This window comes from Phyllobacterium sophorae, assembly GCF_003010965.1.
Lineage (GTDB): Bacteria > Pseudomonadota > Alphaproteobacteria > Rhizobiales > Rhizobiaceae > Phyllobacterium > Phyllobacterium sophorae.
The window spans coordinates 747,071-773,264 of the sequence record NZ_PGGM01000002.1; the positions used below are offsets into that span (position 1 = coordinate 747,071).

The following is a 26,194-nucleotide window of genomic DNA, read 5'->3' on the forward strand; positions in this document are numbered from 1 at the left end:
CCTATCGTTTGTCTGACCACCAGGTATTTAGCTGGTTACCGACCAGGGATGTCTTGTCTGGATGTTGCAACTGCGCCCAGCGCGCAACCCATTGCTCGGGCTGGTAATAGATCGGCACCATATAATGGCCGGAGATCAACATCCTGTCGAGGGCGCGCACTGTGCTGGTGAACTCTGCCTGTCCGCGAACCGCCAGCATCTTGTCGAGCAGCGCATCAATTGCCGGATCGGCCACACCCGCGTAGTTGAAGCTTCCTTCAACCTCTTTGGACTGACTTCCCCAGCGGCTAAACTGTTCATATCCGGGAGAAAGCGAGCTCGAATAGGCGCCAAGGATGACGTCGTAGTCGAATGTCTGCAGACGTTTCTGATATTGGGCATCGTCGACGGTCCGGATCGTGACACCAATCCCCAGACGTTCGAGCGTGCGCTTGTAGGCAAGTCCAAGGCGCTCTTCACTTACCGAGCGTGTCAGGATTTCGAAGGCGAACGGCGTTCCCCGCGGATCGAGCATCTGTTCGTTCTCGATCTTGTAGCCCTGACCAACAAGAATGTCGTAGGCGCGCTTCATTTCCTTGCGGTCGCGTCCGGATCCGTCTGTTGTGGCAGGTTTGTAGGTGCCATCCATGACTTCAGGCAGGACGGCATTCGGATATGGAGCCAACAGTTCGCGTTCGGTCGCATCTGCGGGTTTCCCCAGTGCGGACAATTCCGACCCCTGCCAGTAGCTGCCCAAGCGCTGATAGCGGCCTGCGTAGAGATTGCGATTTGTCCATTCGAAGTCGAACATCAGAGCGAGCGCTTCTCGAACTGCCTTGTCGTGGAACTTTGTACGGCGCGTGTTGAAGAGGAAGCCGAACATGTTGGCGGGGGATTGTGTCTCGAATGTCTCCTTGATCACACGTCCATCCCTTGCCGCAGGAAAATCATAGGATGTTGCCCATTTATTCGGATCGCCCTCCAGGAAAACGTCGAACACGCCCTTCTTGAAGGCCTCAAACTGGGCCTGGTTGTTGCGGAAATATTCGACCGTAACGGTATCAAAATTGTTGAAGCCGATTCTGCTCGGAAGATCTGCACCCCAATAATCGGGATTGCGCTTGAAAACGATCCGCTGTCCCGGTTGAACTTGCGCCACGGTATACGACCCGCTGCCCACCGGGATTGACAGAGGCGAACTGTCGAATGTGTCAATGTCGATCTTATGCTTCGGCAATACCGGCATCAGCGCCAGGACAAGTGGAAACTCCCTGTTCGCCTGTTCGTTGAATGTGAACCGGACGCCATGTTCGCCAATCTTTTCAATTTTGGAGATGAGTTTCATGCGGCTGCTAAAGGGTGGCCGGCCTTTTTTTGTCAGCACGTCGAAAGTAAAAATAACGTCGTCGGGGGTCACCGGTTGTCCGTCAGACCATTTTGCTTTCGGATTGAGCGTGAATTCTACCCATGTCCGCTCATCATTCGTTTCGACTTTCTCGGCCAGCAACCCATACATTGTGAACGGCTCGTCTGCGCTCCGCTGCATCAGCGATTCATTGACAAGATTTCCAAACTCCGGGTCGCCAAACATGCCTCGGGCATATGTTCGCATGCTTTTCACCAGAAACGGGTTGAGGCTATCGAATGTGCCGACAACGCCGTAGGTGATCGAACCGCCCTTCGGCGCTTCGGGATTAACGTAGGGAAAATATTTGTAATCGGCGGGCAGGGCTGGTTCGCCGTGCATGGCGATTCCATGGGTTGGTTCAGCAGATACTGCGCTTGTCATCGAACAAAGCGCGGCCAGGAGGGCCAGTGCTTGAATGGTTTTCTTCAACATCGTCTCAACCTTGCACCCAAAAGCAGGGATTCATCCTGATTCGTGTCAAAGACTACCACTTGACGACGATTCTGCGGCGTAAGGGGTATAATCATGCATGTGAATTTAAAACAGAGCCAAAAGGTGGCTGGATTTGCGTTAACATGCAGTGTAACACGGCCTTCGATATCGAGGGTCACTCTCTTGCCGCATTTGGTAACCAAGCCAGACAAGCAAAATCAGGTGATCAAGACACACTTCGGATAAGTGCGCTGAAAGGAACCAGTTGACCATGTCCATCCGCAAGACCATCGCTGCAACCGCATCCCTTGTCGGTGCCACTGCATTACTCGCCGTCGCGGCGGTACCAGCGTCAGCCCAACAGCAGAGAGCGCCGCAGGGTTGGTTCAAGGTCTGCTCCAAGCAGGAAGAGAACGATATCTGCAATACCCAGAACATCGTGACTGCTGATAGCGGCCAGCTGCTGACAGCCGTCAATCTCATTGAGATCAAGGGCAAGATCAACCGGAAGATTTTCCAGGTTTCCGTTCCGACCGGCCGCCTCATCGCGCCGGGCGTCGGACTCCAGATCAATGGCGGCAAGACGCAGAAAATCGAATATGCAATCTGCTTCCCTGATCGCTGCATCTCCGAAGTCGCCTTGTCAGACGAGCTCCTCTCGTCATTCAAGAAGGGCAACCAGCTGACGCTGACTTCGGTCAATTTCCAGAACAAGCCCAATCCGATCAACGTTGCATTGACTGGATTCAGCCAGGCCTATGACGGCCCGGGCCTGCAGCAGAACGAACTTGAACAGCGCCAGAAGACCCTTCAGGATGAAGTCCAGAAGCGTCAGAAGGAATTCGAAGAAAAGATGAAGGCTGAACAGCAAAAAGCCAAAACCGGCAACTGACCGGCAGGCAGGAATCAAAAAGGGACGCTTCGGGCGTCCCTTTTTTGTTGTCCGTTGCTCTGACGCTAATTGATGTGCGGTCGCTTTACCCGATAGACGCCGCCTTCAGTCTTTTCGAACATGTTCTTGATCTGAGGATGCCTCAATGGCACACCACTCGTGTCGGCCATCAGGTTTTGCTCCGAGACATAGGCGACGTATTCGCTTTCCGCGTTCTCGGCGAAGAGATGGTAAAACGGTTGGTCGCGGCGCGGTCGTATATCCTCTGGAATGGATTGATACCACTCTTCCGTATTGTTAAATTCCGGATCAACGTCAAAAATTATTCCACGAAAGGCAAATATCCGGTGACTAACCACCTGACCTATCTGAAATTTTGCATGTCGTATCTGTGTCATCATTGTCATTCGGTATAGATATCTCGTTCTGTCAAATCTCGCGAGCTTAATTGGCGTCCTGCCGTAACTCTTTCGCGCCGCAACCCTCAAAAGCCAATTATGCTCAACGTTTTTAACCTCGTGCTTCCGTTCTTTGGGCTTATCTTTCTTGGCTTTTTCGTGGCCCGGATTAATCGCCAGCCCCTGGAAGCGCTGGGGTGGATGAACACTTTCATCGTTTATGTGGCGCTTCCAGCCCTGTTTTTCCAGATACTATCCCAAACCCCGGTGGCGGAATTGACGCAGTGGGCATTTATCATCGGTTGCACCGCGTCCACATTCTGCATCTTTCTGACGATGTTCCTGGTCGCATATGTGAGGACGCGAAAGATTGATGAGAGTACGATTCAAGGTCTCGCAGCGGCCTATGGCAATATTGGGTATATGGGCCCGGCGCTGGCAATCCTTGCCTTCGGGGCGCCTGCTGCTGTGCCCGTGGCCCTGATCTTCTGCTTCGACAACACGCTTCATTTTGTCATGGCCCCGCTGATGATGGCGCTATCCGGCAATGACAAGCGGTCTGCACCCGATCTTGTGATCAGTGTTCTGCGGAAGATATTTTTTCATCCCTTTATCATCGCGACCATTCTTGGCGTGGCAGCGGCGATTATTGGCTTCGAGCCGCCTGTTGCACTCGATAGATTGATTGATTTGCTCGCGAAGGCCGCCGCGCCGTGCGCGCTGTTTGCCATGGGCGCTACACTGGCATTGCGCCCCCTGAAGCGGGTTCCAAAGGAGCTCTATCTCATCGTTCCGCTTAAACTGCTGGTTCAGCCCGTGCTGATCTATGGCATTCTCAGTCTGGCGGGAGACTTCCCTCCAATTTGGGTCAACACGGCGATGTTGATGGCAGCTTTGCCCACAGCGACGAATGTCTTCGTCATCGCTCACCAATATGGTGTTTGGGTAGAACGTGCCTCCAGCAGTGTATTGGCAACCACGCTGTTCTCAGTACTGACGCTGACACTGTGGCTCTACGTGATGACTCACGGACTTATCGAATAATTTCAGCAGCCGGGTCGCCTGAATTTCTTTCATATCCGCAATAAATCGATCGAACGGCTGTCTTTGCACAGGTCGAAGGCTTGCGATTGGAAATTTTCTCTCTATATAGTTGCGAATGATTTGCAATTGCGATTAAGGGTTGTTCATGGATCAAATACGGCAGGCGGCCGACACGCCTCAAGGCTGGCGGCGCGCAAGGGGCGAGGCGTCGCTTTCTGATGTTCATCGTTCGATTGCCGTAACGACCAGTGGACCGGGCTGGCGCCGCGCGGCTGCTTTTGTCGGTCCAGGCTATCTCGTCGCAGTTGGATATATGGATCCGGGCAACTGGGCCACGTCGCTCGCTGGGGGCTCGAAATTCGGCTACGCGCTGCTTGTCGTCGCGCTCGTTTCCAACATCATGGCGATCGTGCTGCAGGCATTATGCGCGCGGCTTGCGATCGGATCGGGCAGGGACCTTGCGCAGGCCTGCCGCGATGCTTTTCCAAAGCCAGTGGCCTATTCGCTATGGTTCCTTGCCGAAATCGCCATCATTGCCACGGATATTGCCGAAGTGATCGGCACTGCCATCGGACTTAATCTGATCTTCGGGATACCGCTGGAAATTGGTGTTCTTATCACCGCGCTCGATGTTTTCCTCATTCTTTATCTGCAGAAACTTGGCTTCCGTTGGGTCGAGGCCCTGATTATCACCCTGCTTGGAGTCATTGCCGTCTGCTTTGCCATCCAGATTTTCCTCGCCGATCCAGAATGGGGCGCTGTCATCAGGGGCTTTGCGCCAACAACGGAAATCGTGACCAATCCCGAGATGCTCTATCTGGCGCTTGGTATTCTTGGCGCGACGGTGATGCCGCATAACCTTTACCTGCACTCTGGCATTGTTCAAACGCGGAACTATGGCTCTTCGCTGCCGGAAAAACGGCAGGCGCTGAAATATGCGACGATCGATTCCACCGTTGCCTTGATGTTTGCCCTGCTGATCAACGCATCGATTCTCATTCTCGCAGCGGCAACGTTTCACAAGACAGGCCAGACAGGGGTTGCTGAGTTGGGTGAGGCGCATTCACTGCTTGCACCGCTGCTCGGTCTGGCGATTGCCCCGACGCTGTTCGGTATTGCCTTGCTCTGCTGTGGTATCAACTCGACGGTAACAGCGACGCTTGCAGGACAGATCGTGATGGAAGGTTTCCTGCACATCAAGCTGGCGCCTTGGCTGCGGCGGCTGATAACGCGCGGCATCGCGATCGTCCCCGCGGCCATTGTCACGATCTGGTATGGCGAGAGTGGCACGGCCAAGCTGCTTGTGCTGACGCAGGTGGTCCTCAGCCTTCAATTGTCGTTTGCGGTGTTTCCCTTGGTCATGTTCACGGCGAGCAAGGCCAAAATGGGCGCGCTTGTCGCACCGCGCTGGCTGTCGGCCTTCGCCATGTTCATCGCCGTGGTGATCGCTTTGCTGAATGTGAAGTTGCTGAGCGACTTCGTCTTCGCATAATCCCGGGGACAGGACCCGTTTATCTGGTCGAAATCATAACAACAGGACCCGACTCCTAGTGGTTCGGGAGCGCGTCTTTACGCGAGAAGCGGAAGCCGCTGCCTGGACGCAGGCCTTCGCGCATGACGAAACCACGCAGCGGCGAGAAAGCACGCAACAACTCGAGTCCGCCACTGCGCACCATCTGAACCGGCAGAAAATCCGACAACAACGATCGGTTCAGGGCATCGACCGCGCCGGTGCGCGCAATGATATCCGGGCTTCGCTTGCGGTTATAGCTGGACATAACGCTCGATATGCCAAGGTCAGTGCCATCATTGGGAAGCGTTTCCAGGAGGGTCTCAACATCCCTGACACCGAGATTGAGGCCCTGCGCGCCGATTGGCGGGAATACATGCGCGGATTCGCCAGCCAGAAACACCCGGTTGCGGGCAAAGGAGGTTGGTACAAGCCCCGAGAGCGGCCAGCTCTGCGGATCAACATCGATGGTCACCGCGCCGAGCATCGACTGCATGCGATCCTCAACCCGCATTGCCAACTGATCTCTTGTGAGTTCGAGGAGTTCGACAGCGTGCGCTGGTGTCGTCACCCAGACCAGGCTTGAGCGTTTGCCGGCTAGGGGAACCTGCGTGAACGGGCCATGCTCGGTATGAAATTCTGTAGAAATATCATGATGATCGCGCGTATGGCTAAAGCTTAGGACGATGGCCGTCTGGTTATAGCTCCAGGTCCGCGCGGATATTCCGGCGGCTTCGCGGGCCAGCGAAGAACGGCCATCGGCGGCGATGACGATATTGGCGGTGTACACGGCGCCGTTGCCGGCTTCGACTGCAATTGCAGATTCAGTCGGGTGGTAATGGCTGGCAGAGGCGGCCACATGCTTTACTGGCGAGCCCTTCAGCGCGTCACTCAAGACCTCGGTCAAAGTGACGTTCGGAATGTTGTAGCCGAAGGCGGGCTCGTCGATTTCGCTGGCCTCAAAGGTCACAGCGGGGCTTCTGATGAGCCGGGTTGTTCCGTCGAGAATACGCATGGTGGTGATCGGAGCCGCGTGCGGTTCGATGCTTTCCCACAGGCCGATCTGCCTGAGAAACTTGATGGCAGGCATCATCAGCGCGGTTGTCCGCTTGTCATTGCCTTCCGGTATCGTCCCGAGACTGATGACGTTCTCGAAGGTCTGGCCAATGGCGATCGCGGCGATCAACCCCACATGCCCAGCTCCTGCAATCACAATGGGATCTGTTCTGGTGCTGGTCATATTCGCCTCCGCTTCCATGCTCGCTTCGAGCTTTCAACAGTTTATATCAACTTCATTGCTTGCGCTTTGAACCATTTTCAAGAAAAGCTGATCGCAAATCGTTCGCCGCTGGTAAGATACTACGGCGAGCGAGCAATTATCATGCAGCAGATTGGCGCGGACCGTGAAAAAACCAACCTTGCCCAAGGGCGTCATGCCCAAGAAAGTAACGGCTCCGCAGGCGAAAGCATTTTCCGTTCATCTGCTGACAGCGTCCGGTTCCTTTCTGGCATTCCTGTCGGTTGTTGCCGCCAGCGAAGAAAGCTGGACAGCCATGTTCTGGTGGCTGGGGCTGGCTTTGTTCGTCGATGGTATAGACGGGCCAATAGCCCGCAAGCTGGAAGTCAAATATGTCCTGCCTAACTGGTCAGGCGAACTCCTCGACAATATCATCGACTATATGACCTATGTTCTGATCCCGGCCTTCGCGCTTTATCAGCGCGGTTTCATGGGCGAGGGGCTGTCGTTTCTTGCGGCGGCGATCATCGTCGTTTCGAGCGCTATCTACTATGCCGACACCGGCATGAAGACCAAGGAGAATTTCTTCAAGGGGTTCCCGGTGGTCTGGAACATGATTGTCTTTACGCTGTTCATTGTCCGCCCCGGAGAATGGGTGGCATTTGCCATTGTCCTTGCCTCGGCGATCGTCTCATTCCTGCCGGTGTATTTTCTCCACCCCGTACGCGTGCAACGGTTGCGGCCATTGAATCTTGCCATATTTTTCCTGTGGTGCGGCTTTGGCGCGATCTCGCTGTTTCAGGAACTGGAATCGCCGCTCTGGGTGCGCATTGGCATTTCGGTGACAGGCATATATCTCTTTTGCATCGGTGCTGTGATGCAGGCATTCCCCAATCTTGGACGTACGGAGAAATCATGATGGTCAAAGCTGTTCGCATTCATCAAACCGGTGGACCGGAAGTGCTGACCTACGAGGATATCTCCATTGGTGCCCCGGGACCAAGCGAAGCACACATTCGCAACGATGCAATCGGGCTGAATTTTCTCGATGTCTATTACCGGACCGGCCTTTATCCATCACCCAGCCCCTTGCCGCTGATCCCCGGACATGAAGGCGCGGGCGTGGTGCTGGCAGTCGGTCCGGATGTAAAGGACGTCAAGATCGGCGATCGCGTCGCCTATACCAATCCCATTGGTGCCTACGCCGAAGAGCGGTTGATCCCGGCGGATCGGCTCGTCAAAGTTCCGGGCGCTATCGCGCTGGAGCACGCGGCTTCCATGATGCTGAAGGGACTCACTGCGCAATATCTGCTGCGACAGACATTTCCCGTGAAAAAGGGCGATACGATCCTCTTCCATGCGGCAGCTGGCGGCGTTGGATTGATTGCCGGTCAATGGGCGAAACATCTCGGCGCGACAGTGATCGGCACAGCAGGCTCGGAGGAGAAGGTCAAGCTGGCGCTGGATCACGGATATGATCACGTCATCAATTACAACACCGGGAACTTCGTAGAACAGGTAAAGGAGCTCACCGGCGGAAAGGGTGTTGATGTCGTCTATGATTCGGTGGGCAAGGACACGTTTGACGGCTCGCTCGATTGCCTGCGCCCGCGCGGCATGATCGTCTGTTTCGGCCAGTCCTCCGGAGCGGTTCCGCCATTCGATCTCGGTATCCTGTCGCGCAAGGGTTCGCTCTATCTGACACGCCCAACGCTCTTCGTTTACGTTGCAGCGCGCGATGCTCTCGAAAATGGGGCCAATGAATTATTCGATCTCGTGGCGAAAGGCGTGATCAGGATCGAGATCGGACAGACTTACGCACTCAAGGATGTGGCAACAGCGCATCGCGATCTCGAAGCACGCAAGACCACTGGCACGACAGTGCTCATTCCTTGAGCCACTGCAACCATTGCTTGAATATTGTGCGCAAAAGGCCGTGGCCGTACGTTTTGCACTTTCCAAATTTGGTGGGCCTGTCATAGGATCGCAAACGGTCTTGGCCGCGGGGAACGATGACAGAACAAACAAAAGACGGCTCTGAAAAACCGCTACTGGAAGCTGACAAGCTCACCAAAATTTTCGGGACACTCAAAGCCTGCGATGAAATCAATCTGAGGATTGGAACGGGCGAAATTCACTCACTGCTCGGTGAGAATGGCGCGGGCAAGTCGACCCTCGTCAAGATGCTGTTCGGTGCGTTGCAACCAACCTCCGGAGCGATTGCGTGGAAAGGCAAGAGCGTTGCAGTCGCCAATCCGGCGATGGGCAGATCGCTTGGCATCGGCATGGTTTTCCAGCATTTTTCATTGTTCGACGCGCTGACGGCGGCGGAAAACATAGCATTGTCGCTGGATGAGAAAACGCCACTGGACACAATTGCAAACCGGGCGAGGGAAATCGGAGATACTTATGGCCTGCCGGTGGATCCGGAGGCGCTTGTCGGCGACCTTTCGGTAGGTGAGCGCCAGCGGATCGAGATCATCCGGTGTTTGCTCCAAAATCCCGACCTCATCATTCTCGATGAGCCGACATCGGTTCTGACGCCGCAGGAAGCGGATCTGCTGTTTGTGACATTGGAGCGCCTGCGGTCCGAGGGAAAATCGATCCTCTATATCAGCCACAGGCTTGAAGAGGTGCGGCGCCTATGCGACCGCGCGACCGTATTGCGGCACGGCAAGGTTGTCGGCCAATGCGATCCGCGCTCCGAAACCGCCGCATCGCTGGCACGCATGATGGTCGGGAGCGATATTCACGTCATCGACAGGCATCCGGCCGCAACGCATGCATCGGCACAAACTGCGCTGGTTGAAGTGAACGGCCTTTCGCAGAAACCGCGCGGACCCTTTTCCGTGCCGCTTCACGATATCCATCTTTCAGTTCGATCAGGGGAAATTCTCGGAATTGCCGGTGTTGCAGGCAATGGACAGGGCGAGTTGTTCGAGGCAATTTCCGGCGAAGTCTTGCAGGAACGTCCCGAAATCATCCGCATTCGCGGAACAGATGCTGGTCGCACAGGCATTTCCGCGCGGCGCAAGCTCGGTGCCGCTTTTGTGCCGGAAGAAAGGCTTGGACATGGTGCTGTTCCAGACATGTCGCTGACCAACAATCTGCTGTTGTCGCGTCATTCCACGGACCGCAAAGTATTTCTCTCCGGCGGGGCATTAAGGCTCGTCGCGGAGTCCAGCCTTGCTCTTGCGGCCAAACGGATCGTAGCGCAGATGGACGTTCGCAAGAGCGCGGAAAATCCAGATGCATCAGCACTTTCCGGAGGAAACTTACAGAAGTTTCTCATCGGACGTGAACTTGATCGGAACCCTTCCGTCATGATCGTCAATCAGCCGACCTGGGGCGTCGACGCCGGAGCTGCTGCGCATATTCGCCAGGCTTTGGTGGATCTGGCCCGCAGCGGCTCGGCGGTCATCGTGATCAGCCAGGACTTGGACGAGCTCTTCGAGATTTCCGACCGGATTGCGGCGATGGTACATGGCCGCCTTTCGGAATCCGTGCCTATAGAACACATGAACCGGGAACGGGTAGGGCTGATGATGGGAGGAGCCGACACGTCGGCACCCCTGGAGGATGCAGGGGCGGTATGATGCGGATCGAAATCGTCAAACGCCCCCAGCATTCGGCATTGTTCAGTGCCCTTTCGCCATTCATCGCCCTGTTTCTGACCTTGATTGCGGGGGCGATACTGTTTGCAATTCTCGGCAAGAATCCGATTGCCGCACTCTATTCCTACTTCATCGAACCCTTGACGGAAGTCTGGTCCGTCCACGAATTGCTGGTCAAGGCGGCACCACTTATACTGATTGCGGTTGGACTATCCGTCTGCTTCCTGTCGAACAACTGGAATATCGGCGCCGAGGGCCAATTGATCGCCGGAGGCATTGCCGGATCGATCCTTCCGGTCATGTTCCCGGATTTCCAGGGCTGGTATGTCCTTCCCATCATGCTTTTGCTTGGTATGGCCGGTGGCATGGCCTATGCGACGATCCCGGCCCTCCTGAAGGTCAGGTTCAGCACGAACGAGATTTTGACCAGCCTGATGCTGGTGTACGTCGCCCAGCTTTTCCTTGATTGGCTGGTACGCGGGGCGTGGCGCAACCCGCAGGGGTACAATTTCCCAGAAACAGTCCAGTTCAATTCCAGCGCCATCCTGCCGGAAATATGGTCGGCTTCGGGCCGGGCGCACTGGGGTTTCATCCTCGCGCTGTTTGCGGCTGTTGCCGTCTGGTTCATGCTGTCGCGGACCTTGAACGGATATGAGATCAAGGTGCTTGGCCGTAGCGCAAGGGCAGGGCGATTTGCCGGTTTCAGTGCCGGACGGTTGACGTTCTTCGCCTTCCTGGTATCGGGCGCCCTCGCTGGCCTCGCAGGGATTGCCGAGGTATCTGGTGCAGTTGGCCAGTTGAGGACGAGCATTTCACCCGGCTACGGATTCACGGCAATCATCGTCGCGTTTCTCGGAAGGCTCAATCCTTTGGGGATAGTTGCGGCCGGACTGGTGCTGGCATTGTCCTATCTTGGGGGGGAAGCAGCGCAGATTTCATTGGGTATTTCGGAAAAATCGGCGCGCATATTCCAGGGCATCATCCTGTTTTTTGTCCTCGCCAGTGACACCCTGATTTATTATCGCATCCGGATTGTGTCCCGGCACAGCGAAACAGCATTGAAGGGTGCGTGAAATGACGATGTTTGAGGCCATACTCCTGACGGTTGCGACAGCGGCAACACCGCTATTGATCGCGGCGCTGGGCGAACTCGTCGTCGAGCGTTCGGGTGTCCTCAATCTAGGGGTTGAAGGCATGATGGTGATGGGGGCCGTTGCGGGTTTCGCCGTTGCCCAAACAACCGGTTCGGCCTGGCTTGGCATGTTCGCGGCGATCCTGGCAGGCGCGGCATTTTCGCTGCTTTTCGGGTTCCTTACGCTAACGCTGGTAACCAACCAGGTGGCGACCGGCCTCGCTCTGACATTGCTCGGCCTCGGCGCCTCGGCCATGATCGGCGAAAGCTTCGTTGGCTTGCCCGGCGTGAAGATGGCATCGCTCTACATTCCGGGCCTCTCTGATCTGCCCTATGCAGGCAAATTCCTGTTCGGGCAGGATCCTATTTTCTACATCTCCATCCTGCTTACGATCGGCGTCGTGTGGTTCTTGTTCAAGACCCGGGCCGGCCTGACATTGCGCGCCGTCGGCGACAATCATATTTCGGCGCATGCATTGGGTGTCCCCGTCGTCCGCATACGCTATCTGGCCGTCCTGTTCGGCGGTGCCTGTGCCGGTCTTGCCGGCGGACAGCTCTCGCTTGTCTACGTGCCGCAATGGGTGGAGAACATGACGGCCGGCCGGGGCTGGATCGCGCTTGCGCTGGTCGTATTTGCCTCGTGGCGGCCATGGCGTATCCTCGCCGGCGCCTATCTCTTTGGAGCTGTCAGTATCGGCCAGTTGCATGCGCAGGCTCTCGGCATCGGAATTCCGTCGCAATTCATGTCATCGCTGCCCTATCTCGCAACGATCGTCGTGCTTGTGCTGATTTCAAGAAACAAGCGGCTGACCCTGATGAATACGCCGGCATCGCTCGGCAAACCCTTCGTGCCGGACCGCTGACGCAGGTACGGGAAAAAAAGACATCGCAATCGTTTAACAGAGAGGTGAACTTAAATGAAAAAACTCATCATGGCGCTGACAATAGCGGCCAGTTTTGCTGTGGCGGGAGCAGCGCATGCGCAAGAAAAGCTGAAGGTCGGCTTTATCTATATCGGACCACCCGGTGACTTTGGCTGGACATATCAGCATGATCAGGGCCGCAAGGAGCTGGAAAAGGCGCTTGGCGACAAGGTCGAGACCACCTTCCTTGAGAATGTACCCGAAGGAGCCGATGCGGAGCGCTCGATCGAGCGTCTGGCCCGCGCCGGGAACAAGCTGATCTTTACGACATCGTTCGGCTATATGGACGCCACGATTAAGGTCGCGCAGAAGTTCCCGGATGTGAAGTTCGAACATGCAACCGGGTACAAGACCGCCGACAACGTGGCTGTCTACAACTCGCGGTTTTATGAGGGCCGCTATGTGCAGGGCGTGATTGCAGCGAAAATGTCGAAGACCGGCGTTGCCGGCTACATCGGCTCCTTCCCGATTCCGGAGGTGGTCGAGGGCATCAATGCCTTCATGCTCGGCGCACAATCGGTCAATCCGAATTTCAAAATCAAGGTGATCTGGGCGAACTCCTGGTTCGACCCGGCCAAGGAAGCAGATGCTGCCAAGGCACTTGTGGACCAGGGTGTCGACATCATCACCCAGCATACGGATTCGACCGCACCGATGCAGGTTGCAGCGGAACGCAAGATCAAGGCGTTCGGCCAGGCTTCCGACATGATCAAGTTCGGCCCCGAAACCCAGCTGACGTCAATCGTCGATAATTGGGGCCCGTACTATATCGAGCGGGCCAAGGCCGTGCTGGATGGGTCCTGGAAATCCCACAATGTATTCGAGGGCATGCATGAGGGGCTGGTCGTCATGGCGCCCTATACGAACATGCCCGACGATGTGAAGAAGCTGGCCGAAGAAACACAGGCTAAAATCACCTCGGGTGAGCTGAAGCCATTCACCGGGCCGATCAAGAAGCAGGACGGGTCGGATTGGCTGAAGGCCGGTGAGACGGCCGATGACAAGACCATTCTCAGCATGAACTTCTATGTTGCGGGTGTTGACGACAAGTTGCCGCAATAAGCGACAAGTCAGAAATGGAAAGGGCGCCATCGGCGCCCTTTTTTATGACGGAGATTGGTCTGATCAATCGACTTCATTGGCTGAAGCGGCATTGAGCTGGCCATAGCGCTCCGGTCCGATGGCATTGAGTAGGCCGATCTGCGTTTCAAGAAAGTCGATGTGACCTTCTTCGTCTTTCAGCAGCTCGTCGAAGAGTTCCTTGGTAACGTAATCGCCGAGCTGGTCGCAAATCTCGCGCGATTTCTTGTAGGATTTGACCGCGTCATACTCGCCCGCGAGGTCCGCCTCGAGGACTTCCTTCACGTTCTGTCCGATGCGCAATGCGCCGATGGACTGCAGGTTCGGATGGCCTTCCAGGAAGATGATGCGCTGGACGATCTTGTCGGCGTGGTGCATCTCCTCGATGGATTCCTCACGCTCCTTCTTGGCGAGTTTTGTGTAGCCCCAGTCATCCAGAAGGCGATAATGCAGCCAATACTGGTTGACGGCCCCCAATTCGAGAAACAGCGCCTCGTTAAGCCGCTCGATGACCTTTATGTCGCCCTTCATGTCGTGAACTCCCGTATTCGTGACGCAATGATCGGACACGGTCGATAAACGAAACTGCATCAGAATCGTCTGAACCGTGGCGAAGATGATATTCTTCCGTCACCTTTATGATGGTTTCAACGACATTTGGGAAGCAGCCACAGCAGCGGCCGCGCTTCTTCATGGCATGGTAAACTTTTGCCGGAACAACAAGTTGCCATGGGTCCGCATCGAGAAGCTCAACGATAGTATTCTCGATCTCTTTCTGGGTGATAATATTGCAATGACAAACTAGCATTTTGTGCCGACGCCGTATCCTGCAGAACAAGCACCCGCGACATTCGACATCAACATGGCATCAAATCTTGGATAAACTATTGATATGAAAGCGTTTTGTACGCTAGACCCAAGAAATATTGTCCCGTGGCCGGGTGATACTTTCGAACCAATCAATGGTTCCTCCAATCGCAAGGGTTCAAGGCCCAAACATTAAAGGTCAAACGTTCTATCAACGCTCCAGCCATAAAACCGGTTTGTTGGAATGCTGTCAAACGCATATGGTGAGATTATGCCATGATTTCAAGTAGTTAGAATTATTCTAAACTAGGAAAATAACCTAACCAATTCAATCATGTTTGCCGATATCAAGCGTTATCGGGGACAATATTCCGGGTCTGGCCGACCATGTGTCAAAACGTCTCATCCGGGTGTGGCGCTGGTGCCAAGAGCCGTACCCCGGCAACCGAGCAAAACCTGACTACAACGCAGGGTACAGAAACCCGAGCCGGAATCGCGCTTTGTCAGGTAAGAGTCGGCCACTCTTCAGCGGATCTCGAGGTTTGTCCGGCAAAAAGAGTCGCAGTTGAGCTGACATTTCAGCAGGACTGGGCCGAACGCAGCGAAGCGAACGAGCGCGAAAGCGTGCGCCGTATCCAAGGTACGGCGCACGTCTATCAACTGGCTGTTGCGAGACGCTTTTCGAGAACGTCGATGCCGAGCAAGGCACGAACATCGCGCTTGTCGACGATATCCTCGATCGAATATTGAGCCAGCACTTCAAAGAAGGCATTGAGCGCCTTGCGCAGAGCGGCGTTCAGACCGCAGCTGTCGATCAGCGGGCAATCGGCAGCATCGTTTTCGAAGCATTCGGCCATGGCGAAGTTTTCTTCGGTGACACGAACGACGTCAAAGAGCGTGATGTCTCTTGCCGGTTTGCCCAACTTCACTCCGCCGTTGCGGCCGCGCACCGTTTCGATGAAGCCATTCTCCACGAGTGGCTGCAGGATCTTGAAGAGGAACAGTTCAGAAACCGTGTAAGCCTGCGCGATTTCGCCGATCCGGCTCAGATTGCCGTCATTGGCTGCGCAATACATGAGGATCCGGATCGCATAATTGGTCTGTCTTGTCAGTCGCATGGAAATGTCTCTTTCAACCCGTTGCCGGGCAGGCACGTTCAATCTGGCCGCAGTTTAGAATTATTCTTGATAAAGTAAACGATAATATGAAACGTGCTTTCATATTATCCGAGATCTGGCGGGGATTGAAGCGGGTACGTTCTAACGGACGAGGACGACGACAGAAGCCGTTATCAGGGAAGTCGCAACCAGCAATAACAGGCCATAGAGCCGCGGCTTATCGAAGAGGACCGCAAAGCCAGCGGACCAGACGACAACCGCGGCACCCAATGCATAGAGAAAGCCCGCCTTGTGAGCCCAAGCGATATGAACAGCCATGAGACCGCCGATTATAAGGGCACCAAATACGACCATCAGAGCCAGGGCGTACTTTTCAAAATTGTCCATTCAGGCAACTCACTCTCAAGACCTGGATTGCGGAATGGCTGGCCGGTTCTGCTCCGGTGCCTTTCGCGAATAACCGGTCCTTCATAGACCGTTCGCACGGGGGAACGCAACATCATGACGATGAACGGCGGCACTTCACCGGCCGGATGTGTGCCATCGGCAACAAAAAAGGCCGGGAGGACCCGACCTTTCGAATTCGTCTCAACACCAGTGCCAGTACATCCGTGGTCAAAAGCGGAAACGAATTTCTATGCTGATATAGGCACGCCGGGCATGCTATTCAAGGCCGGAGCGCAAACCGCTCTAGCGGCGATAGGCATTCAATCCGGCGAGGAGACCGATACCCGCAACGGCCGATATGATCGCTACTGCGGCAAGCGGGTTCTCACGGGCCTTTCCGGCCACCATCTGCGCTTCGTCACCGACAAATCGAGCAGCCTTCTGACTGCCTTGCTTCACGGCCTTATAGGCGGAGTTACCATTGCCGAGAAGATCGTAACCTTGTTCGGAAAGCGATTTGCTGATCGTCGAAAGCTGTTTGCGCAAAGCCGCGATCTGATTTTCCAGATCCTTTTCAGACATATCTTGTACTTTGGTTGCATTCGTAGCCATTCCAGTAATCCTTTCCATTTGTATAGAAAGGTGGAACGTGACTTACCGGGATTTGTTCCCGATCGAACGGTTATTCACCCAAGGCAAGGGCGCGCGCGGCCGTTATTTCCAGCAGCCGTTGTTCTGGCCATTGAGATTATGCGAATCGATATCGATGCCGGCGGAAAAGTCGTTCTTTACCAAATAAACCGCCGTCTCCGGCTTGATGCGGATTCTGTTCCAGCCTGCGCAGCTGGATTTGCCCGCCGGTTTCTGGTCCATCCAGCGCATGGCGCCGCAGCCGGACGTCGCGATAATACAGGGCAGGAGAAAGGCCAAAGCCATTCTTTTCATCATTGTGTTCTTTCGACGGGATAGATCGCGGGTTGAAAATAGTGATGAACATTCATCGCACATTTTCCCTGAATCATGCCACAGGACTTTAGTCTGAAGATTGGAAGCCTTCGGCTTAATCATCGTTGCTGGCGTTCAGTTCCTGCGGTGTCATGCCTTCGGCAGCTTTTGCACTCAAAGACTGCGCCAGTATGAGCCGGCTCGACACGAGCAGGGGCGCATTGGCGGCTCGGACCTTTGCCAGCCGCGGGTTGTTTTCGTGCGCGGTCACCGCCGCTTCACTTGCATAAAGCTCGTTGACCATGACCTTGTTGGGAATGGGCGTTCCATTGCGCTCAATTGGCTTGATGACTTCGAAGCGCAGGCAACCTGGTTCTTCTTCCAATGTCTTTCTGGCGTGTTCGCGAATAAGTGCGGTGAATTCCTCTTCACAGCCTTCGCGCGTTTCGAACTCAACAATAATAGTCAATGCAGTCATAAAAACTCAGCCTCCCATTTCCTCCGGACCCTACCAGCCGCCAAAGGACAAATCCAGACGAGGTGCGGGTGAAAGCGGCCTTTACGGCGATTTTACGGGGATCATTTCGTTCGCGCAAAGAGGAGAAGACCAATACCGGCCACGATCGTAATGAGTCCGATATAAAGCCATCGCGTCTGGCCGACCATGAAACTTCCGCCGATAATGCTGAGACCTTGAAGGGCCCAGATGGCCCCAAAGACGATCAGAACGATTGCTGCGATGAATAGACCAATCCTCATGGCGACCTCATTTCCGGTGATTGTCGAATATCGTGCCAATCTTGCATTGCGGGCGCTGATTGAAAACAAGAAAGCCGGAACATCTGCAGTTTCGAGACGTTGTTCCATGGTCACGGCCGTCTGCCACACTTAAAGTCATGCGACCGCAGGCAACACGATTTCCAACGGAACGAAACTCCATTAAAAGGGAAGTTCAAATGCCAACGTATCAGTCGGAGTTCGAGATGGTGAACGTCATGTTGAACCGCCACACCTGGGTTTTGGTCGCAGATGGAGAGAAAGCACTTTTTCTGCGTAACAAGCATGACATGAACAATGTGCAGCTTGGCATTATTCATCAGATGCATCATTCCAACCCCGCCACGCGCGAACAGGGCAGTGACAGGCCCGGTCGTTCCTCCAGTGGACCCGGGTTGGGCCGCAGCGCCGTGGACGACACGGACTGGCATGAAATCTCCAAAAAGCGCTTTGCCAAGGAGATTGCTGACGAACTCTATTGTCATGCACATAAGGGGGAATTCGAGCGGCTGATCATCGTCGCGCCGCCGCTCATGCTGGGTGAGATGCGTCAGGAATTTCACAAGGAAGTTTCCGACAGGATTGTCAGCGAAATACCCAAAACCCTGACCAATCACTCGACGAACGATATCCAGGCAATCGTGGAAGAGAGTTAGAGCAAATCTTGTTTGGCTAGAGCCGGTTCTGTTTCGTGGATGGCATCCACGTGGAAGGTGGAAGGCCGATGTTTTTCCATCGGACGAAGCCGGCCTGACAGAGTGGGTGGCCGTGGAGGCAGCTACCGGGGCTAATGCTTACGGCTTAAGCCGATTGTACTAGATGGTGGTTTTTTGCACCAAGCGGGGCGGGTGTCCCGCTTGCCCTTGGGCGGTGGAAATGCGGTATCCCTACACAAGCAAAACCCCTGCCGGGTGGGTAGGGGCTTCGCGAGTTGAGGCTTGATTTGGCTCTAACAAACTGGACTCTGGATAAAAATATCGCGCATCGTTTCAGTGCGGCGCAGGCTCAAGGTACCGCTACACTCAACCTTTCAAGATCGTATCACATGTAGCCTCAAATTCAAGGATTAGATGGCGATGCTTCTATCCCGATTTGGCCTTTAAACGCTCCAGTTCTTCTTCCAACCTTTTAATTCGCTCTTCCAAGGCATTGATTGCCTTGAACACTGCAACACCCATGCTTTTGAAATCGCCACTATGGATTGCTGCTTCGATCGCATGTCGGGCATTTTCAATTGACATTGTTTTCTCCACTTGACGGTGCCGAACAGTTCATGCGGAAAGCCCAATCCTCAAGGGGCATGAGGATTGGGCCATTGTTGGCTTGTGGGTTAGCCAAGGGCTGGTTGGGGTAACCAGTTATAAGAGAATGCTTATGCAGGAATTTGGTTCCAGCGCATTGAAAAAAAGTTCAGGTGATCAATTTTCAACGAGCTCAAGGCAAGGATAGTCGGTGTAGCCCCGTGCGCCGCCGGAATAATAAGTTGACTTATCTGCAGCATTCAGTACCGCGCCCTGGAGCCAGCGTTGCGGGAGATCGGGATTGGCGATGAAAGCTTCGCCAAAGGCAATCAGATCTGCCCGTGCCGTTACCAGCGCGTACTCGGCGTCAGCACGCTTGTAACCGCCGGCAAGGATGAGGGGACCGGCGAAAGCTGCGCGTATGGCGGAAGCAGTAACAGGGTGCTCTCCGGGTTGAGCGGGGGGCTCAACCACATGCAGGTAGGCGAGGCCGATCGGATCGAGCAGCCGGGCGATCTCCGGGAAATGACTGGCGGGGTTGCTATCGTACATGCCCTGATAGGGATTTGTCGGTGACAGGCGAACACCGATACGATTGACTGGCCAGTGCGCGCTGACCGCTTCGACGATCTCAAGCAGGATGCGAGCCCGATTCTTCAGTGAACCCCCATAGTGGTCCGTACGAATATTGCTGCCATCCCGCAAGAACTGATCGATCAGATAGCCGTTTGCGGCATGGATTTCGATACCATCGAATCCGGCAAGTCTCGCTCTCGCCGCTGCCGACGCAAATTCAACAACGATTGATGCGATGCCGGCGGGGTCAAGCGCTTGTGGTGTGGCGTAAGGTTGCACACCTTCTGCGGTGTATACCGTTCCTGCTGCCCGCAGGGCCGACGGCCCGACGGGTTGGCGGCCGTCAAGCAATTGCGACGGATGAGCGGTGCGTCCCATATGGGATAGCTGAACGAATATTCTTCCACCCGCCGAATGAACGGCGTCGGCTACCAGCCGCCAGCCGGATTGCTGCGCGTCATTGGTGAGGCCCGGACGTGCCGGAACATCGATCGCGCTGAAAGGATCGACTTCTGTCGATTCCGCAATGATAAGACCGGCCGTGGCGCGCTGCGCATAGTATAGCGCGTTGAGCTCGCCGGGAATCTTGCCATGGGATGCGCGGCGGCGGGTCATGGGCGCCATGACGATGCGGCTGGGAAGGGAAAGATCGCCGATCGTAAACGGGGAGAACAGCGTCGTCATTGGCACAGTCGGTCCAGAAATTATCGGCATTCCTTCAGGAGAGCGTAATGGTCATGCGAACGGGCAGATGCGGGTTACGCGGGCAGTAGATTGAAGAGAACTGCAACGTGGAATGCAAAAGCAGTCGTAAACAGCAAAACGACAAGTCCGCGATCCTTCAGGACGCGGCGAAACGGCGAGGCGATTGTATCGCGTGATGTCGTATAATCCGTGGATGCCATCATGAATCGTCCCTCGTTGTCCTTACCTATCTTGCGGCATTCGATACACGATTAATACGATAGAGATTACAAATGTACCGGTTCAGCGGGTAGTGTTTTGCGTCTTACGGGAAGTTTGTGGAAATTTATTCTTTGCACCATGGTCCGGAGGGTGGTCCAAGCGCGACAAATCCCTACCGCGGGAGTCGGGTATCTGCATTTCCTGGATTTGAATTCCCGAAAATGGCAAAAATCGCGAAACAAAATCGCCAAAAGAGCGTGGCTTGAGCAAAGCGCAATCTGGTTGGATGCGGGTGGGATGTGCTGCAATACCGGTCAGAGCGGGAGTCCATTTCGCTGGCTTTATGCGTGCAATCCAGAAAATGAGGAAAGAATGTCCGTCTTTCAGACCCGGGCGCGTGCCGTCCACCATGAACTGACCGTGGAAGCAGACCTGTTCAAGGACTCCATGCGGCATCTGGCTGGCGCCGTGAGTGTCGTTACCGTTGGCCGGGGCAATGACCGCACCGGATTTACGGCCACCTCCGTATCGTCGTTGGCCATCGATCCTCCGTCGGTCATCGTCAGCCTCAATCGCGATTCTTCGTCATGGCCGGTGCTGCAGCGACATGGCAGTTTCTGCGTGAATGTGCTGGCGCATGATCAAAAGCACGTAGCCGAGAGTTTTGCGGGACGGGGCGGGCGCAAAGGCCCGGAACGTTATCAGGATGCACAATGGCAGGAGCTTGCCACGGGCACGCTGGCACTGGCCAATGCCTTGACCGTGCTTGATTGCGAACTGGATGACGCCATCGAACGGCATTCGCATGGCATTCTCATCGGCAGGGTCAGGGCGGTAACTTTGCGCCGCAATGCCGAACCGCTGCTCTATTGGCACGGCGCCTATCGCCGCATCACCGCGCCCGTTGAAACATAAGGGCCAATCGAAAATGAGGACGCTTGCGTCAGGTAACGATCGCTGTGATCGAGGCTGCGATCAACGCGACCGACAGAAACAGAATGAGCCCATAAAGGCGCGGCTGGTCGAAAATGACCGCAAAACCGAGGAAAAACGCCGAACAACCGGAAGCCAGGGCAAACAAGAAAGCGGCTTTGTCGTTTGTGGTTATCGCAAATGCCATGAGGCCGGCAATGATCAATGCGCCAAAGACGATAAAAATCCAGGTCGCGAAGGTTTCGTAGCGATCCATGTCTGCTCCTGCTTATTCATGCACGTACTTCGAGGGCGATTACAACGGAATATCAACATGCAGTCAAATCGCGGCGCCGTTCAGATATCACAGGGCCCGCATTCATCATTCGCCTCACTTCGGCCGAGCGCCGCAAGCCAAAGACTGTCGAGACAGCGTAGTTCGCTGCCATCAATCTGGTCCAGAAACAGCCAGTATTCGCCTGTGGGGAAGTAGTAACCCAGCGCTTTTTCCGTGTTTTCCGCGTGCTGCAATTTGGCCTTGTCAATTCTCTGCAACAAACCGCCGATGCGAACCTTGACGTCCATCATCGACCAATCTCTCAGCCGGCCGATATCGACGCGCGGGAAAACCAGGCGGCTCGAGTCAAGGTGCGAGAGATTGACACAGAGGCAGCCCTGGCGCGCCGCCGAAACGAGCAGCCTCCCGGTCTTTGCCTCGAGGTTTTGCAGCGTGATGTCGGAGCGGAGCGGATCCGGATTGCCATAGCCATAAAAGTGCGTCGGCCCCTCATTGTCGTAGTTCATATCGCAACCGAGGAATGCGAGTACGTCGGGTTTCAGGGCGTGGAGCACCCAATAGGCGGTTGTCAGCGACATGGTCGCGCCGGCGTAGACAAAGCCCCCATAGGCGTTCTGCGCCGGAACATAGTCGGCCGCCGTATGGATGCTACGCCCCGTCGCGATCTCCTTTTCCGGCATTGCATGTGCCGGAAAATCTCCGGCGTGAACCAGATGATTCCAATCGTCACGCACGCGCCAGGCATTGTTGATCGCAACGATTTCGTGAAAGGGCGCACGCTGCCATTCCCGCGATCGAACAACATCCGGCGCGCTACCGAGTATTAGTATGATTTTTGGATGTGACGCGGACTGCATGGACATGTTCCGTTTTAAACTTCAATGATAGCGCGACACCATGTGCAGAATGAGACGTATTTACCACACCGTTGAAATTCACTGTATATTGATAAAACCTTTGGTTGCGTAAATTATAATCAGCAACTACTTTCCAACCCGAAACAATCGTCTGTTTTATCGCCTGGATTGTATTGAGTCTAAAGCTGTCCCGGCCGTTTCATGACTGTTGCAGGAGGGGTTGCATGAAGTCTTTCAGCTTGCGTACACGAATCGTCTGGCTCCCTCTTATCACTCATCACATCGAAACAGTTCGCCCTCGCAGCCTGCACACTCGTTCCGACGGCGGGTAGTGACACTTATATTTGCGATAGCGGCACTGGAGGTCCTTTGACGGATACGGGGGGGAGCAACTCACTGACCCTTCCGGCCGGGGGCACAGGCACCATCACGGGCCCGGTTACCTTCGGTGCCGGTGCCGACACGGTCATCATCAATTCCGGTACGATCAACGGCAATCTGAGCGAAGGCGGCGGCAATGACCGGCTCGAGTTGAATGGCGGTACGGTCAACGGCACGATCTTCCAAAACGGCGGTACGGATACATTCATCATGACCGGCGGTGTGGTCCAGCGGGTCGAACAGGGCAGCGAGCTCGACACCGCGACGGTCAGCGGTGGCCGCATCATCGGCCAGTTCTTTGCCGGTGATTTCTTGACGATGACCGGCGGGCAGATCGGCGAAGTCAATCTCGAGCAGGCCAACAATGAAATGCGCATGTCGGATGGCACAATCGACCGTTTTGTGATTGCGACGCAGGGCCGCGACTTGCTGGTACTCTCCGGCGGTTCCATAGGCACCTTCGTTGACCTGGGCAGCGGCGATATCCGCATATTCGTTTCCGGCGGCTCCATCGGGAGTACGGTTACGACCTTGGGTGGCAATGATCAATTTACCTGGGACACAGCAGGGGCGATCGGCGGCGCGATCAATCTGGGTGCGGGCAATGACACCGGAACCTTGCAGAATCTCACGGAAGCCACACTTTCCTCGACACCATTGATCAACGGCGCAGCCGGTACGGACACGCTGACATTCGCCAATACGACCGCTACCACGTCCGGCAGGTATATGAACTGGGAAAATGTGGCGCTGACCAGCGGCTCTGCGTTTACACTGGACAGCAACTTCATCGTAGGCGACAGCGCAACGGGAACGGGCAGTTTTACGATCGATGCCAGCAGTACGCTGTTCGCCGGCGATGGCGTCAATGCCGCAATCGATCCTTTCACAAGCGGTCAGCTGGTCGATGTCACCAATGCCGGGACGATTGACCTGACCAACGGTTCAAGCGGTGCTGCGGACACTTTCACGGTCCTTGGCAATTATACCGGCAGTGGCGGTGCGATCCGCCTGCAAATCGTGCTCGGGGATGATTCCTCCGCATCCGACAAGTTTGTCATTTCCGGTGGAACGGCTGGCGGTACCACAGGCTTGGCCATCACCAATCTTGGCGGCGGCGGTGCAAGCACGGTCCAGAGCGGAATTCTCGTTGTAGAATCCATCAACGGCGCGACAACCGGCGCGTCGGCATTCAGCCTCAGCAATTCCGTTGCGGCGGGCGCGTTCGAATATTTTCTGTTCAAAGGCGGTGTCACGGCTGGAACTGCGGAAAACTGGTATCTGCGTTCGACCCTGGTATCCGGAAGTGAGAATCCCGGAAGTGAGAATCCAGCGACACAACCGACAGGCGGTGATATTGAACTGCCTGGACCGGGTGTTGAACCGCCTAACGCAGGCGCGACACCGGTCGTTGCGGCACCGGGCGAAGTTATTCCGCTTTATCGCATCGAAGTGCCAACCTATTCGGCCGTGCCGCCGATGGCCCGCGAAACCGCGCTCGCCACGCTGGGGACGTTCCATGAAAGGCGGGGCGAACAAAGTGTGCTCACGCCCGGAGATAATTTCTCGGCTGCCTGGGGCCGGGTCTTCGGACAATCGACGGAGCAGAGCTGGTCCGGAACGGTTAGTCCGTCAGCCGATGGAAACCTCTACGGCATTCAGGCGGGCCTCGACATCATCCGCTCCGAGACCGAAGGCGGGCACCGCAATATTGCCGGGCTGTTCTTCGGCTACTCCAATCTGAACGCGGATATCAAGGGAGAGGCGCTCGGCTGGAACGACCTGGATGTCGGCAAACTCGATCTCGACACTACCAGTTTCGGCGGCTACTGGACGCATATCGGACCGTCAGGCTGGTATCTGGATGCTATTTTGATGGGATCCTGGTTCAGCGGCGATTCAACCTCATCGCGCGACGTTGGGATCGACATTGACGGTACGGGAATCACCGCCTCGCTCGAGGGTGGCTACCCGGTGGCGCTCTCGCAAAGCTGGACACTGGAGCCGCAGGCACAGTTGATATGGCAGCATCTATCGCTGGATGACCAATCGGACGCATTTTCGGATGTTTCTTTTGACACGGATGACGGCGTCGTCGGCCGCCTGGGATTCCGGTTGCAGGGAAATTATCAAACCTCGTCAGGCCTGTTCCAGCCTTACGTGAAGGCCAATATCTGGCATGGTTTCGGCGGCACCGATGCGATTCTGTTCGACACCGATGCCATTACCACGGAGAACGAATCCACGTCGCTCGAACTCGGCGGTGGCATCGTCCATGATTTCTCGCAAAGCGTCAGTGCTTTTGCGGTTGCGGACTACACCTTCGATGTCGATGGCGCCGAGATGGAGATATTCGAGGGCAATATCGGGCTGCGCGTCAAATGGTAGGAAGCGCGTGCTAAACTTTTTGTGATGCCTCAATTCGGATCAGAATTCGGCGCACTCTCTCCACAAGCGAACGGCTTGGTTCGCTGCAAAGACGGGCACTGCCGGCGCTCCGCTGGCAACCCCGACAGAGGGAGTAAACGACCATGAAATCGATACTGATTGCTATGGGAATACTGGCTGCCACCAGCCTGTCCGCTTTCGCCGCCGAACCGGCGAAATTGACGGAGACAAAGATGGGCAAGATTTACACGACAGAGAAAGGCATGACCCTCTATACCTTTGACAAGGACACAAAGGGCAAGTCGAACTGCGATGCCAAATGCCTGGCGAACTGGCCGGCATTCTACGCCGAGGCGGGAGCCAAGGCGGAAGGCGAGTGGACACTGGTCAAGGCTTCGGACGGCAAGGAAATGTGGGCCTATGAAGGCAAGCCGCTTTACACATTTGTAAAGGACAAGAAGGCTGGCGATATGACCGGCGAGGGTGTCGGGGGCGTCTGGCACGTCGCGAAGTAAGAAACCTTCATTGGAATTCAATAAAGGGCGGCTCCCGCGGGGCCGCCTTTCTATTTTCGTCCAGTTGCATGCGAAGAAATCGGCCTCGCCAGATCCCTCGACCTTGAACCGCTTCACACTTGTCCTGGAAATGCTCTCTTTGTTTTTACGCATTTCCGGACGGAAAACCGCTTCACACTTTTCCTGGAAATGCTCTCTTTGTTTTTACGCACTCCGGACGGAAAACCGTTTCACACTTTTCCTGGAAATGCTTGTCTTATGACTGTCCGCGCTTCTTGTGAGAGAAAGAAGCGCCGGAGAGGGCTGCCACCCTCGTCCGGCGATGGGGGATGGATCGTGGATGTGCAGGCCGTCTGAAGGGCCGAGCTAGAGTGTGATCGCCCCCATCTTTTCCAATCGTCCTGAACGGATACCCAGGGTCTCGCCCTGGATGACAA

General features: G+C 55.4%; 29 protein-coding genes. 13 read left to right on the forward strand and 16 right to left on the reverse strand.

Annotated elements, in window-relative coordinates; genetic code table 11:
* Nucleotide 1 precedes the first annotated feature (1 nt).
* A complete protein-coding gene (locus CU103_RS07640) occupies nt 2-1,819 on the reverse strand; it encodes an extracellular solute-binding protein (RefSeq protein WP_106663264.1) in 1,818 nt (605 codons plus the stop codon).
* 271 nt (nt 1,820-2,090) lie between these two features.
* Here CU103_RS07640 and CU103_RS07645 point away from each other — a divergent pair, with 271 nt between their 5' ends.
* Nucleotides 2,091-2,711 carry an invasion associated locus B family protein gene (locus CU103_RS07645; RefSeq protein ID WP_106663265.1) on the forward strand — a complete coding sequence of 207 codons (621 nt, stop codon included), beginning with the start codon at nt 2,091-2,093 and terminating at the stop codon, nt 2,709-2,711.
* 65 nt (nt 2,712-2,776) lie between these two features.
* Here CU103_RS07645 and hspQ read toward each other — a convergent pair whose 3' ends face one another.
* A complete protein-coding gene (gene hspQ / locus CU103_RS07650) occupies nt 2,777-3,109 on the reverse strand; it encodes a heat shock protein HspQ (protein WP_106663359.1) in 333 nt (110 codons plus the stop codon).
* Nucleotides 3,110-3,208: 99 nt separating this feature from the next.
* Here hspQ and CU103_RS07655 point away from each other — a divergent pair, with 99 nt between their 5' ends.
* Nucleotides 3,209-4,153: an AEC family transporter gene (locus tag CU103_RS07655; RefSeq protein WP_106663266.1), complete on the forward strand. Its 945-nt coding sequence runs from the start codon at nt 3,209-3,211 to the stop codon at nt 4,151-4,153.
* 145 nt (nt 4,154-4,298) lie between these two features.
* Nucleotides 4,299-5,645: an Nramp family divalent metal transporter gene (locus CU103_RS07660; protein ID WP_106663267.1), complete on the forward strand. Its 1,347-nt coding sequence runs from the start codon at nt 4,299-4,301 to the stop codon at nt 5,643-5,645.
* Nucleotides 5,646-5,700: 55 nt separating this feature from the next.
* Here CU103_RS07660 and CU103_RS07665 read toward each other — a convergent pair whose 3' ends face one another.
* Nucleotides 5,701-6,903: a UbiH/UbiF family hydroxylase gene (locus CU103_RS07665; protein ID WP_106663360.1), complete on the reverse strand. Its 1,203-nt coding sequence runs from the start codon at nt 6,901-6,903 to the stop codon at nt 5,701-5,703.
* A 193-nt stretch (nt 6,904-7,096) separates the two neighbouring features.
* Between CU103_RS07665 and pcsA the strand changes: the two genes are divergently transcribed.
* From pcsA to CU103_RS07695, 6 genes are all read left to right on the forward strand, one after another.
* Nucleotides 7,097-7,819 carry a phosphatidylcholine synthase gene (gene pcsA / locus CU103_RS07670; protein WP_106663268.1) on the forward strand — a complete coding sequence of 241 codons (723 nt, stop codon included), beginning with the start codon at nt 7,097-7,099 and terminating at the stop codon, nt 7,817-7,819.
* Nucleotides 7,819-8,796 (forward strand): quinone oxidoreductase family protein, encoded by a 978-nt coding sequence (locus CU103_RS07675; RefSeq protein ID WP_106663269.1) that lies wholly within the window; start codon nt 7,819-7,821, stop codon nt 8,794-8,796. The genes pcsA and CU103_RS07675 overlap by 1 nt, the downstream gene beginning before the upstream one ends.
* 116 nt (nt 8,797-8,912) lie before the next feature.
* Entirely contained in the window at nt 8,913-10,496 is a 1,584-nt protein-coding gene (locus CU103_RS07680) for an ABC transporter ATP-binding protein (protein ID WP_106663270.1), read from the forward strand.
* Nucleotides 10,496-11,587 (forward strand): ABC transporter permease, encoded by a 1,092-nt coding sequence (locus CU103_RS07685; RefSeq protein WP_106663361.1) that lies wholly within the window; start codon nt 10,496-10,498, stop codon nt 11,585-11,587. The genes CU103_RS07680 and CU103_RS07685 overlap by 1 nt, the downstream gene beginning before the upstream one ends.
* A gap of 1 nt (nt 11,588) precedes the next feature.
* A complete protein-coding gene (locus CU103_RS07690; RefSeq protein ID WP_210203719.1) occupies nt 11,589-12,509 on the forward strand; it encodes an ABC transporter permease in 921 nt (306 codons plus the stop codon).
* Nucleotides 12,510-12,563: 54 nt separating this feature from the next.
* On the forward strand, nt 12,564-13,631 hold the full coding sequence (locus tag CU103_RS07695) for a BMP family ABC transporter substrate-binding protein (protein ID WP_106663271.1): 1,068 nt from the start codon (nt 12,564-12,566) through the stop codon (nt 13,629-13,631).
* 63 nt (nt 13,632-13,694) lie between these two features.
* On the opposite strand, the gene bfr is transcribed toward CU103_RS07695, so the two are convergent.
* From bfr to CU103_RS07735, 8 genes are all read right to left on the reverse strand, one after another.
* The gene (bfr, locus tag CU103_RS07700) at nt 13,695-14,180 is read right to left on the reverse strand and encodes a bacterioferritin (protein WP_106663272.1); all 486 of its coding nucleotides are present in this window, start codon (nt 14,178-14,180) and stop codon (nt 13,695-13,697) included.
* Nucleotides 14,146-14,457: a (2Fe-2S)-binding protein gene (locus CU103_RS07705; RefSeq protein ID WP_099999058.1), complete on the reverse strand. Its 312-nt coding sequence runs from the start codon at nt 14,455-14,457 to the stop codon at nt 14,146-14,148. The genes bfr and CU103_RS07705 overlap by 35 nt, the downstream gene beginning before the upstream one ends.
* 655 nt (nt 14,458-15,112) lie before the next feature.
* Nucleotides 15,113-15,574: an iron-responsive transcriptional regulator RirA gene (gene rirA, locus CU103_RS07710; protein WP_106663273.1), complete on the reverse strand. Its 462-nt coding sequence runs from the start codon at nt 15,572-15,574 to the stop codon at nt 15,113-15,115.
* 141 nt (nt 15,575-15,715) lie between these two features.
* Entirely contained in the window at nt 15,716-15,961 is a 246-nt protein-coding gene (locus CU103_RS07715; protein WP_106663274.1) for a hypothetical protein, read from the reverse strand.
* A gap of 303 nt (nt 15,962-16,264) precedes the next feature.
* Nucleotides 16,265-16,573 (reverse strand): hypothetical protein, encoded by a 309-nt coding sequence (locus tag CU103_RS07720; protein ID WP_106663275.1) that lies wholly within the window; start codon nt 16,571-16,573, stop codon nt 16,265-16,267.
* A 136-nt stretch (nt 16,574-16,709) separates the two neighbouring features.
* The gene (locus CU103_RS07725; RefSeq protein WP_146147756.1) at nt 16,710-16,958 is read right to left on the reverse strand and encodes a hypothetical protein; all 249 of its coding nucleotides are present in this window, start codon (nt 16,956-16,958) and stop codon (nt 16,710-16,712) included.
* A gap of 63 nt (nt 16,959-17,021) precedes the next feature.
* Nucleotides 17,022-17,384 carry a putative quinol monooxygenase gene (locus CU103_RS07730; protein WP_106663277.1) on the reverse strand — a complete coding sequence of 121 codons (363 nt, stop codon included), beginning with the start codon at nt 17,382-17,384 and terminating at the stop codon, nt 17,022-17,024.
* 101 nt (nt 17,385-17,485) lie between these two features.
* Nucleotides 17,486-17,665, reverse strand: coding sequence for a hypothetical protein (locus tag CU103_RS07735; protein ID WP_106663363.1), 180 nt, complete (start codon nt 17,663-17,665; stop codon nt 17,486-17,488).
* Nucleotides 17,666-17,862: 197 nt separating this feature from the next.
* Between CU103_RS07735 and CU103_RS07740 the strand changes: the two genes are divergently transcribed.
* On the forward strand, nt 17,863-18,339 hold the full coding sequence (locus CU103_RS07740; RefSeq protein ID WP_245448644.1) for a host attachment family protein: 477 nt from the start codon (nt 17,863-17,865) through the stop codon (nt 18,337-18,339).
* Nucleotides 18,340-18,765: 426 nt separating this feature from the next.
* Here the strand turns inward: CU103_RS07740 and CU103_RS31310 are convergent, their stop codons facing one another.
* The 3 genes from CU103_RS31310 to CU103_RS31315 form a co-directional block, all read right to left on the reverse strand.
* The gene (locus tag CU103_RS31310) at nt 18,766-18,924 is read right to left on the reverse strand and encodes a hypothetical protein (RefSeq protein ID WP_162707135.1); all 159 of its coding nucleotides are present in this window, start codon (nt 18,922-18,924) and stop codon (nt 18,766-18,768) included.
* A 177-nt stretch (nt 18,925-19,101) separates the two neighbouring features.
* Entirely contained in the window at nt 19,102-20,214 is a 1,113-nt protein-coding gene (locus CU103_RS07745; protein WP_245448645.1) for an alkene reductase, read from the reverse strand.
* Nucleotides 20,215-20,258: 44 nt separating this feature from the next.
* The gene (locus CU103_RS31315; protein ID WP_162707134.1) at nt 20,259-20,408 is read right to left on the reverse strand and encodes a hypothetical protein; all 150 of its coding nucleotides are present in this window, start codon (nt 20,406-20,408) and stop codon (nt 20,259-20,261) included.
* Between the two features lie 370 nt (nt 20,409-20,778).
* On the opposite strand from CU103_RS31315, the gene CU103_RS07750 reads away from it, so the two are divergent.
* Nucleotides 20,779-21,321 carry a flavin reductase family protein gene (locus tag CU103_RS07750; RefSeq protein WP_106663279.1) on the forward strand — a complete coding sequence of 181 codons (543 nt, stop codon included), beginning with the start codon at nt 20,779-20,781 and terminating at the stop codon, nt 21,319-21,321.
* Between the two features lie 28 nt (nt 21,322-21,349).
* Here CU103_RS07750 and CU103_RS07755 read toward each other — a convergent pair whose 3' ends face one another.
* On the reverse strand, nt 21,350-21,595 hold the full coding sequence (locus tag CU103_RS07755; RefSeq protein ID WP_106663280.1) for a hypothetical protein: 246 nt from the start codon (nt 21,593-21,595) through the stop codon (nt 21,350-21,352).
* An 80-nt stretch (nt 21,596-21,675) separates the two neighbouring features.
* Nucleotides 21,676-22,473 (reverse strand): hypothetical protein, encoded by a 798-nt coding sequence (locus CU103_RS07760; protein WP_106663281.1) that lies wholly within the window; start codon nt 22,471-22,473, stop codon nt 21,676-21,678.
* A 369-nt stretch (nt 22,474-22,842) separates the two neighbouring features.
* On the opposite strand from CU103_RS07760, the gene CU103_RS07765 reads away from it, so the two are divergent.
* Nucleotides 22,843-25,242: an autotransporter family protein gene (locus CU103_RS07765; protein ID WP_245448646.1), complete on the forward strand. Its 2,400-nt coding sequence runs from the start codon at nt 22,843-22,845 to the stop codon at nt 25,240-25,242.
* A gap of 143 nt (nt 25,243-25,385) precedes the next feature.
* Nucleotides 25,386-25,757, forward strand: a complete 372-nt coding sequence (locus CU103_RS07770) for a COG4315 family predicted lipoprotein (RefSeq protein WP_106663283.1) — start codon at nt 25,386-25,388, stop codon at nt 25,755-25,757.
* Nucleotides 25,758-26,194: the final 437 nt, after the last annotated feature.

Coding starts and splice junctions, on each gene's coding strand:
- CU103_RS07640 (WP_106663264.1), bottom strand. CDS start 1,819: ATGTTGAAGAAAACCATTCAAGCACTGGCCCTCCTGGCCGCGCTTTGT.
- CU103_RS07645 (WP_106663265.1), top strand. CDS start 2,091: ATGTCCATCCGCAAGACCATCGCTGCAACCGCATCCCTTGTCGGTGCC.
- hspQ (WP_106663359.1), bottom strand. CDS start 3,109: ATGACACAGATACGACATGCAAAATTTCAGATAGGTCAGGTGGTTAGT.
- CU103_RS07655 (WP_106663266.1), top strand. CDS start 3,209: ATGCTCAACGTTTTTAACCTCGTGCTTCCGTTCTTTGGGCTTATCTTT.
- CU103_RS07660 (WP_106663267.1), top strand. CDS start 4,299: ATGGATCAAATACGGCAGGCGGCCGACACGCCTCAAGGCTGGCGGCGC.
- CU103_RS07665 (WP_106663360.1), bottom strand. CDS start 6,903: ATGACCAGCACCAGAACAGATCCCATTGTGATTGCAGGAGCTGGGCAT.
- pcsA (WP_106663268.1), top strand. CDS start 7,097: ATGCCCAAGAAAGTAACGGCTCCGCAGGCGAAAGCATTTTCCGTTCAT.
- CU103_RS07675 (WP_106663269.1), top strand. CDS start 7,819: ATGGTCAAAGCTGTTCGCATTCATCAAACCGGTGGACCGGAAGTGCTG.
- CU103_RS07680 (WP_106663270.1), top strand. CDS start 8,913: ATGACAGAACAAACAAAAGACGGCTCTGAAAAACCGCTACTGGAAGCT.
- CU103_RS07685 (WP_106663361.1), top strand. CDS start 10,496: ATGCGGATCGAAATCGTCAAACGCCCCCAGCATTCGGCATTGTTCAGT.
- CU103_RS07690 (WP_210203719.1), top strand. CDS start 11,589: ATGACGATGTTTGAGGCCATACTCCTGACGGTTGCGACAGCGGCAACA.
- CU103_RS07695 (WP_106663271.1), top strand. CDS start 12,564: ATGAAAAAACTCATCATGGCGCTGACAATAGCGGCCAGTTTTGCTGTG.
- bfr (WP_106663272.1), bottom strand. CDS start 14,180: ATGAAGGGCGACATAAAGGTCATCGAGCGGCTTAACGAGGCGCTGTTT.
- CU103_RS07705 (WP_099999058.1), bottom strand. CDS start 14,457: ATGCTAGTTTGTCATTGCAATATTATCACCCAGAAAGAGATCGAGAAT.
- rirA (WP_106663273.1), bottom strand. CDS start 15,574: ATGCGACTGACAAGACAGACCAATTATGCGATCCGGATCCTCATGTAT.
- CU103_RS07715 (WP_106663274.1), bottom strand. CDS start 15,961: ATGGACAATTTTGAAAAGTACGCCCTGGCTCTGATGGTCGTATTTGGT.
- CU103_RS07720 (WP_106663275.1), bottom strand. CDS start 16,573: ATGGCTACGAATGCAACCAAAGTACAAGATATGTCTGAAAAGGATCTG.
- CU103_RS07725 (WP_146147756.1), bottom strand. CDS start 16,958: ATGTTCATCACTATTTTCAACCCGCGATCTATCCCGTCGAAAGAACAC.
- CU103_RS07730 (WP_106663277.1), bottom strand. CDS start 17,384: ATGACTGCATTGACTATTATTGTTGAGTTCGAAACGCGCGAAGGCTGT.
- CU103_RS07735 (WP_106663363.1), bottom strand. CDS start 17,665: ATGAGGATTGGTCTATTCATCGCAGCAATCGTTCTGATCGTCTTTGGG.
- CU103_RS07740 (WP_245448644.1), top strand. CDS start 17,863: ATGCCAACGTATCAGTCGGAGTTCGAGATGGTGAACGTCATGTTGAAC.
- CU103_RS31310 (WP_162707135.1), bottom strand. CDS start 18,924: ATGTCAATTGAAAATGCCCGACATGCGATCGAAGCAGCAATCCATAGT.
- CU103_RS07745 (WP_245448645.1), bottom strand. CDS start 20,214: ATGCCGATAATTTCTGGACCGACTGTGCCAATGACGACGCTGTTCTCC.
- CU103_RS31315 (WP_162707134.1), bottom strand. CDS start 20,408: ATGATGGCATCCACGGATTATACGACATCACGCGATACAATCGCCTCG.
- CU103_RS07750 (WP_106663279.1), top strand. CDS start 20,779: ATGTCCGTCTTTCAGACCCGGGCGCGTGCCGTCCACCATGAACTGACC.
- CU103_RS07755 (WP_106663280.1), bottom strand. CDS start 21,595: ATGGATCGCTACGAAACCTTCGCGACCTGGATTTTTATCGTCTTTGGC.
- CU103_RS07760 (WP_106663281.1), bottom strand. CDS start 22,473: ATGCAGTCCGCGTCACATCCAAAAATCATACTAATACTCGGTAGCGCG.
- CU103_RS07770 (WP_106663283.1), top strand. CDS start 25,386: ATGAAATCGATACTGATTGCTATGGGAATACTGGCTGCCACCAGCCTG.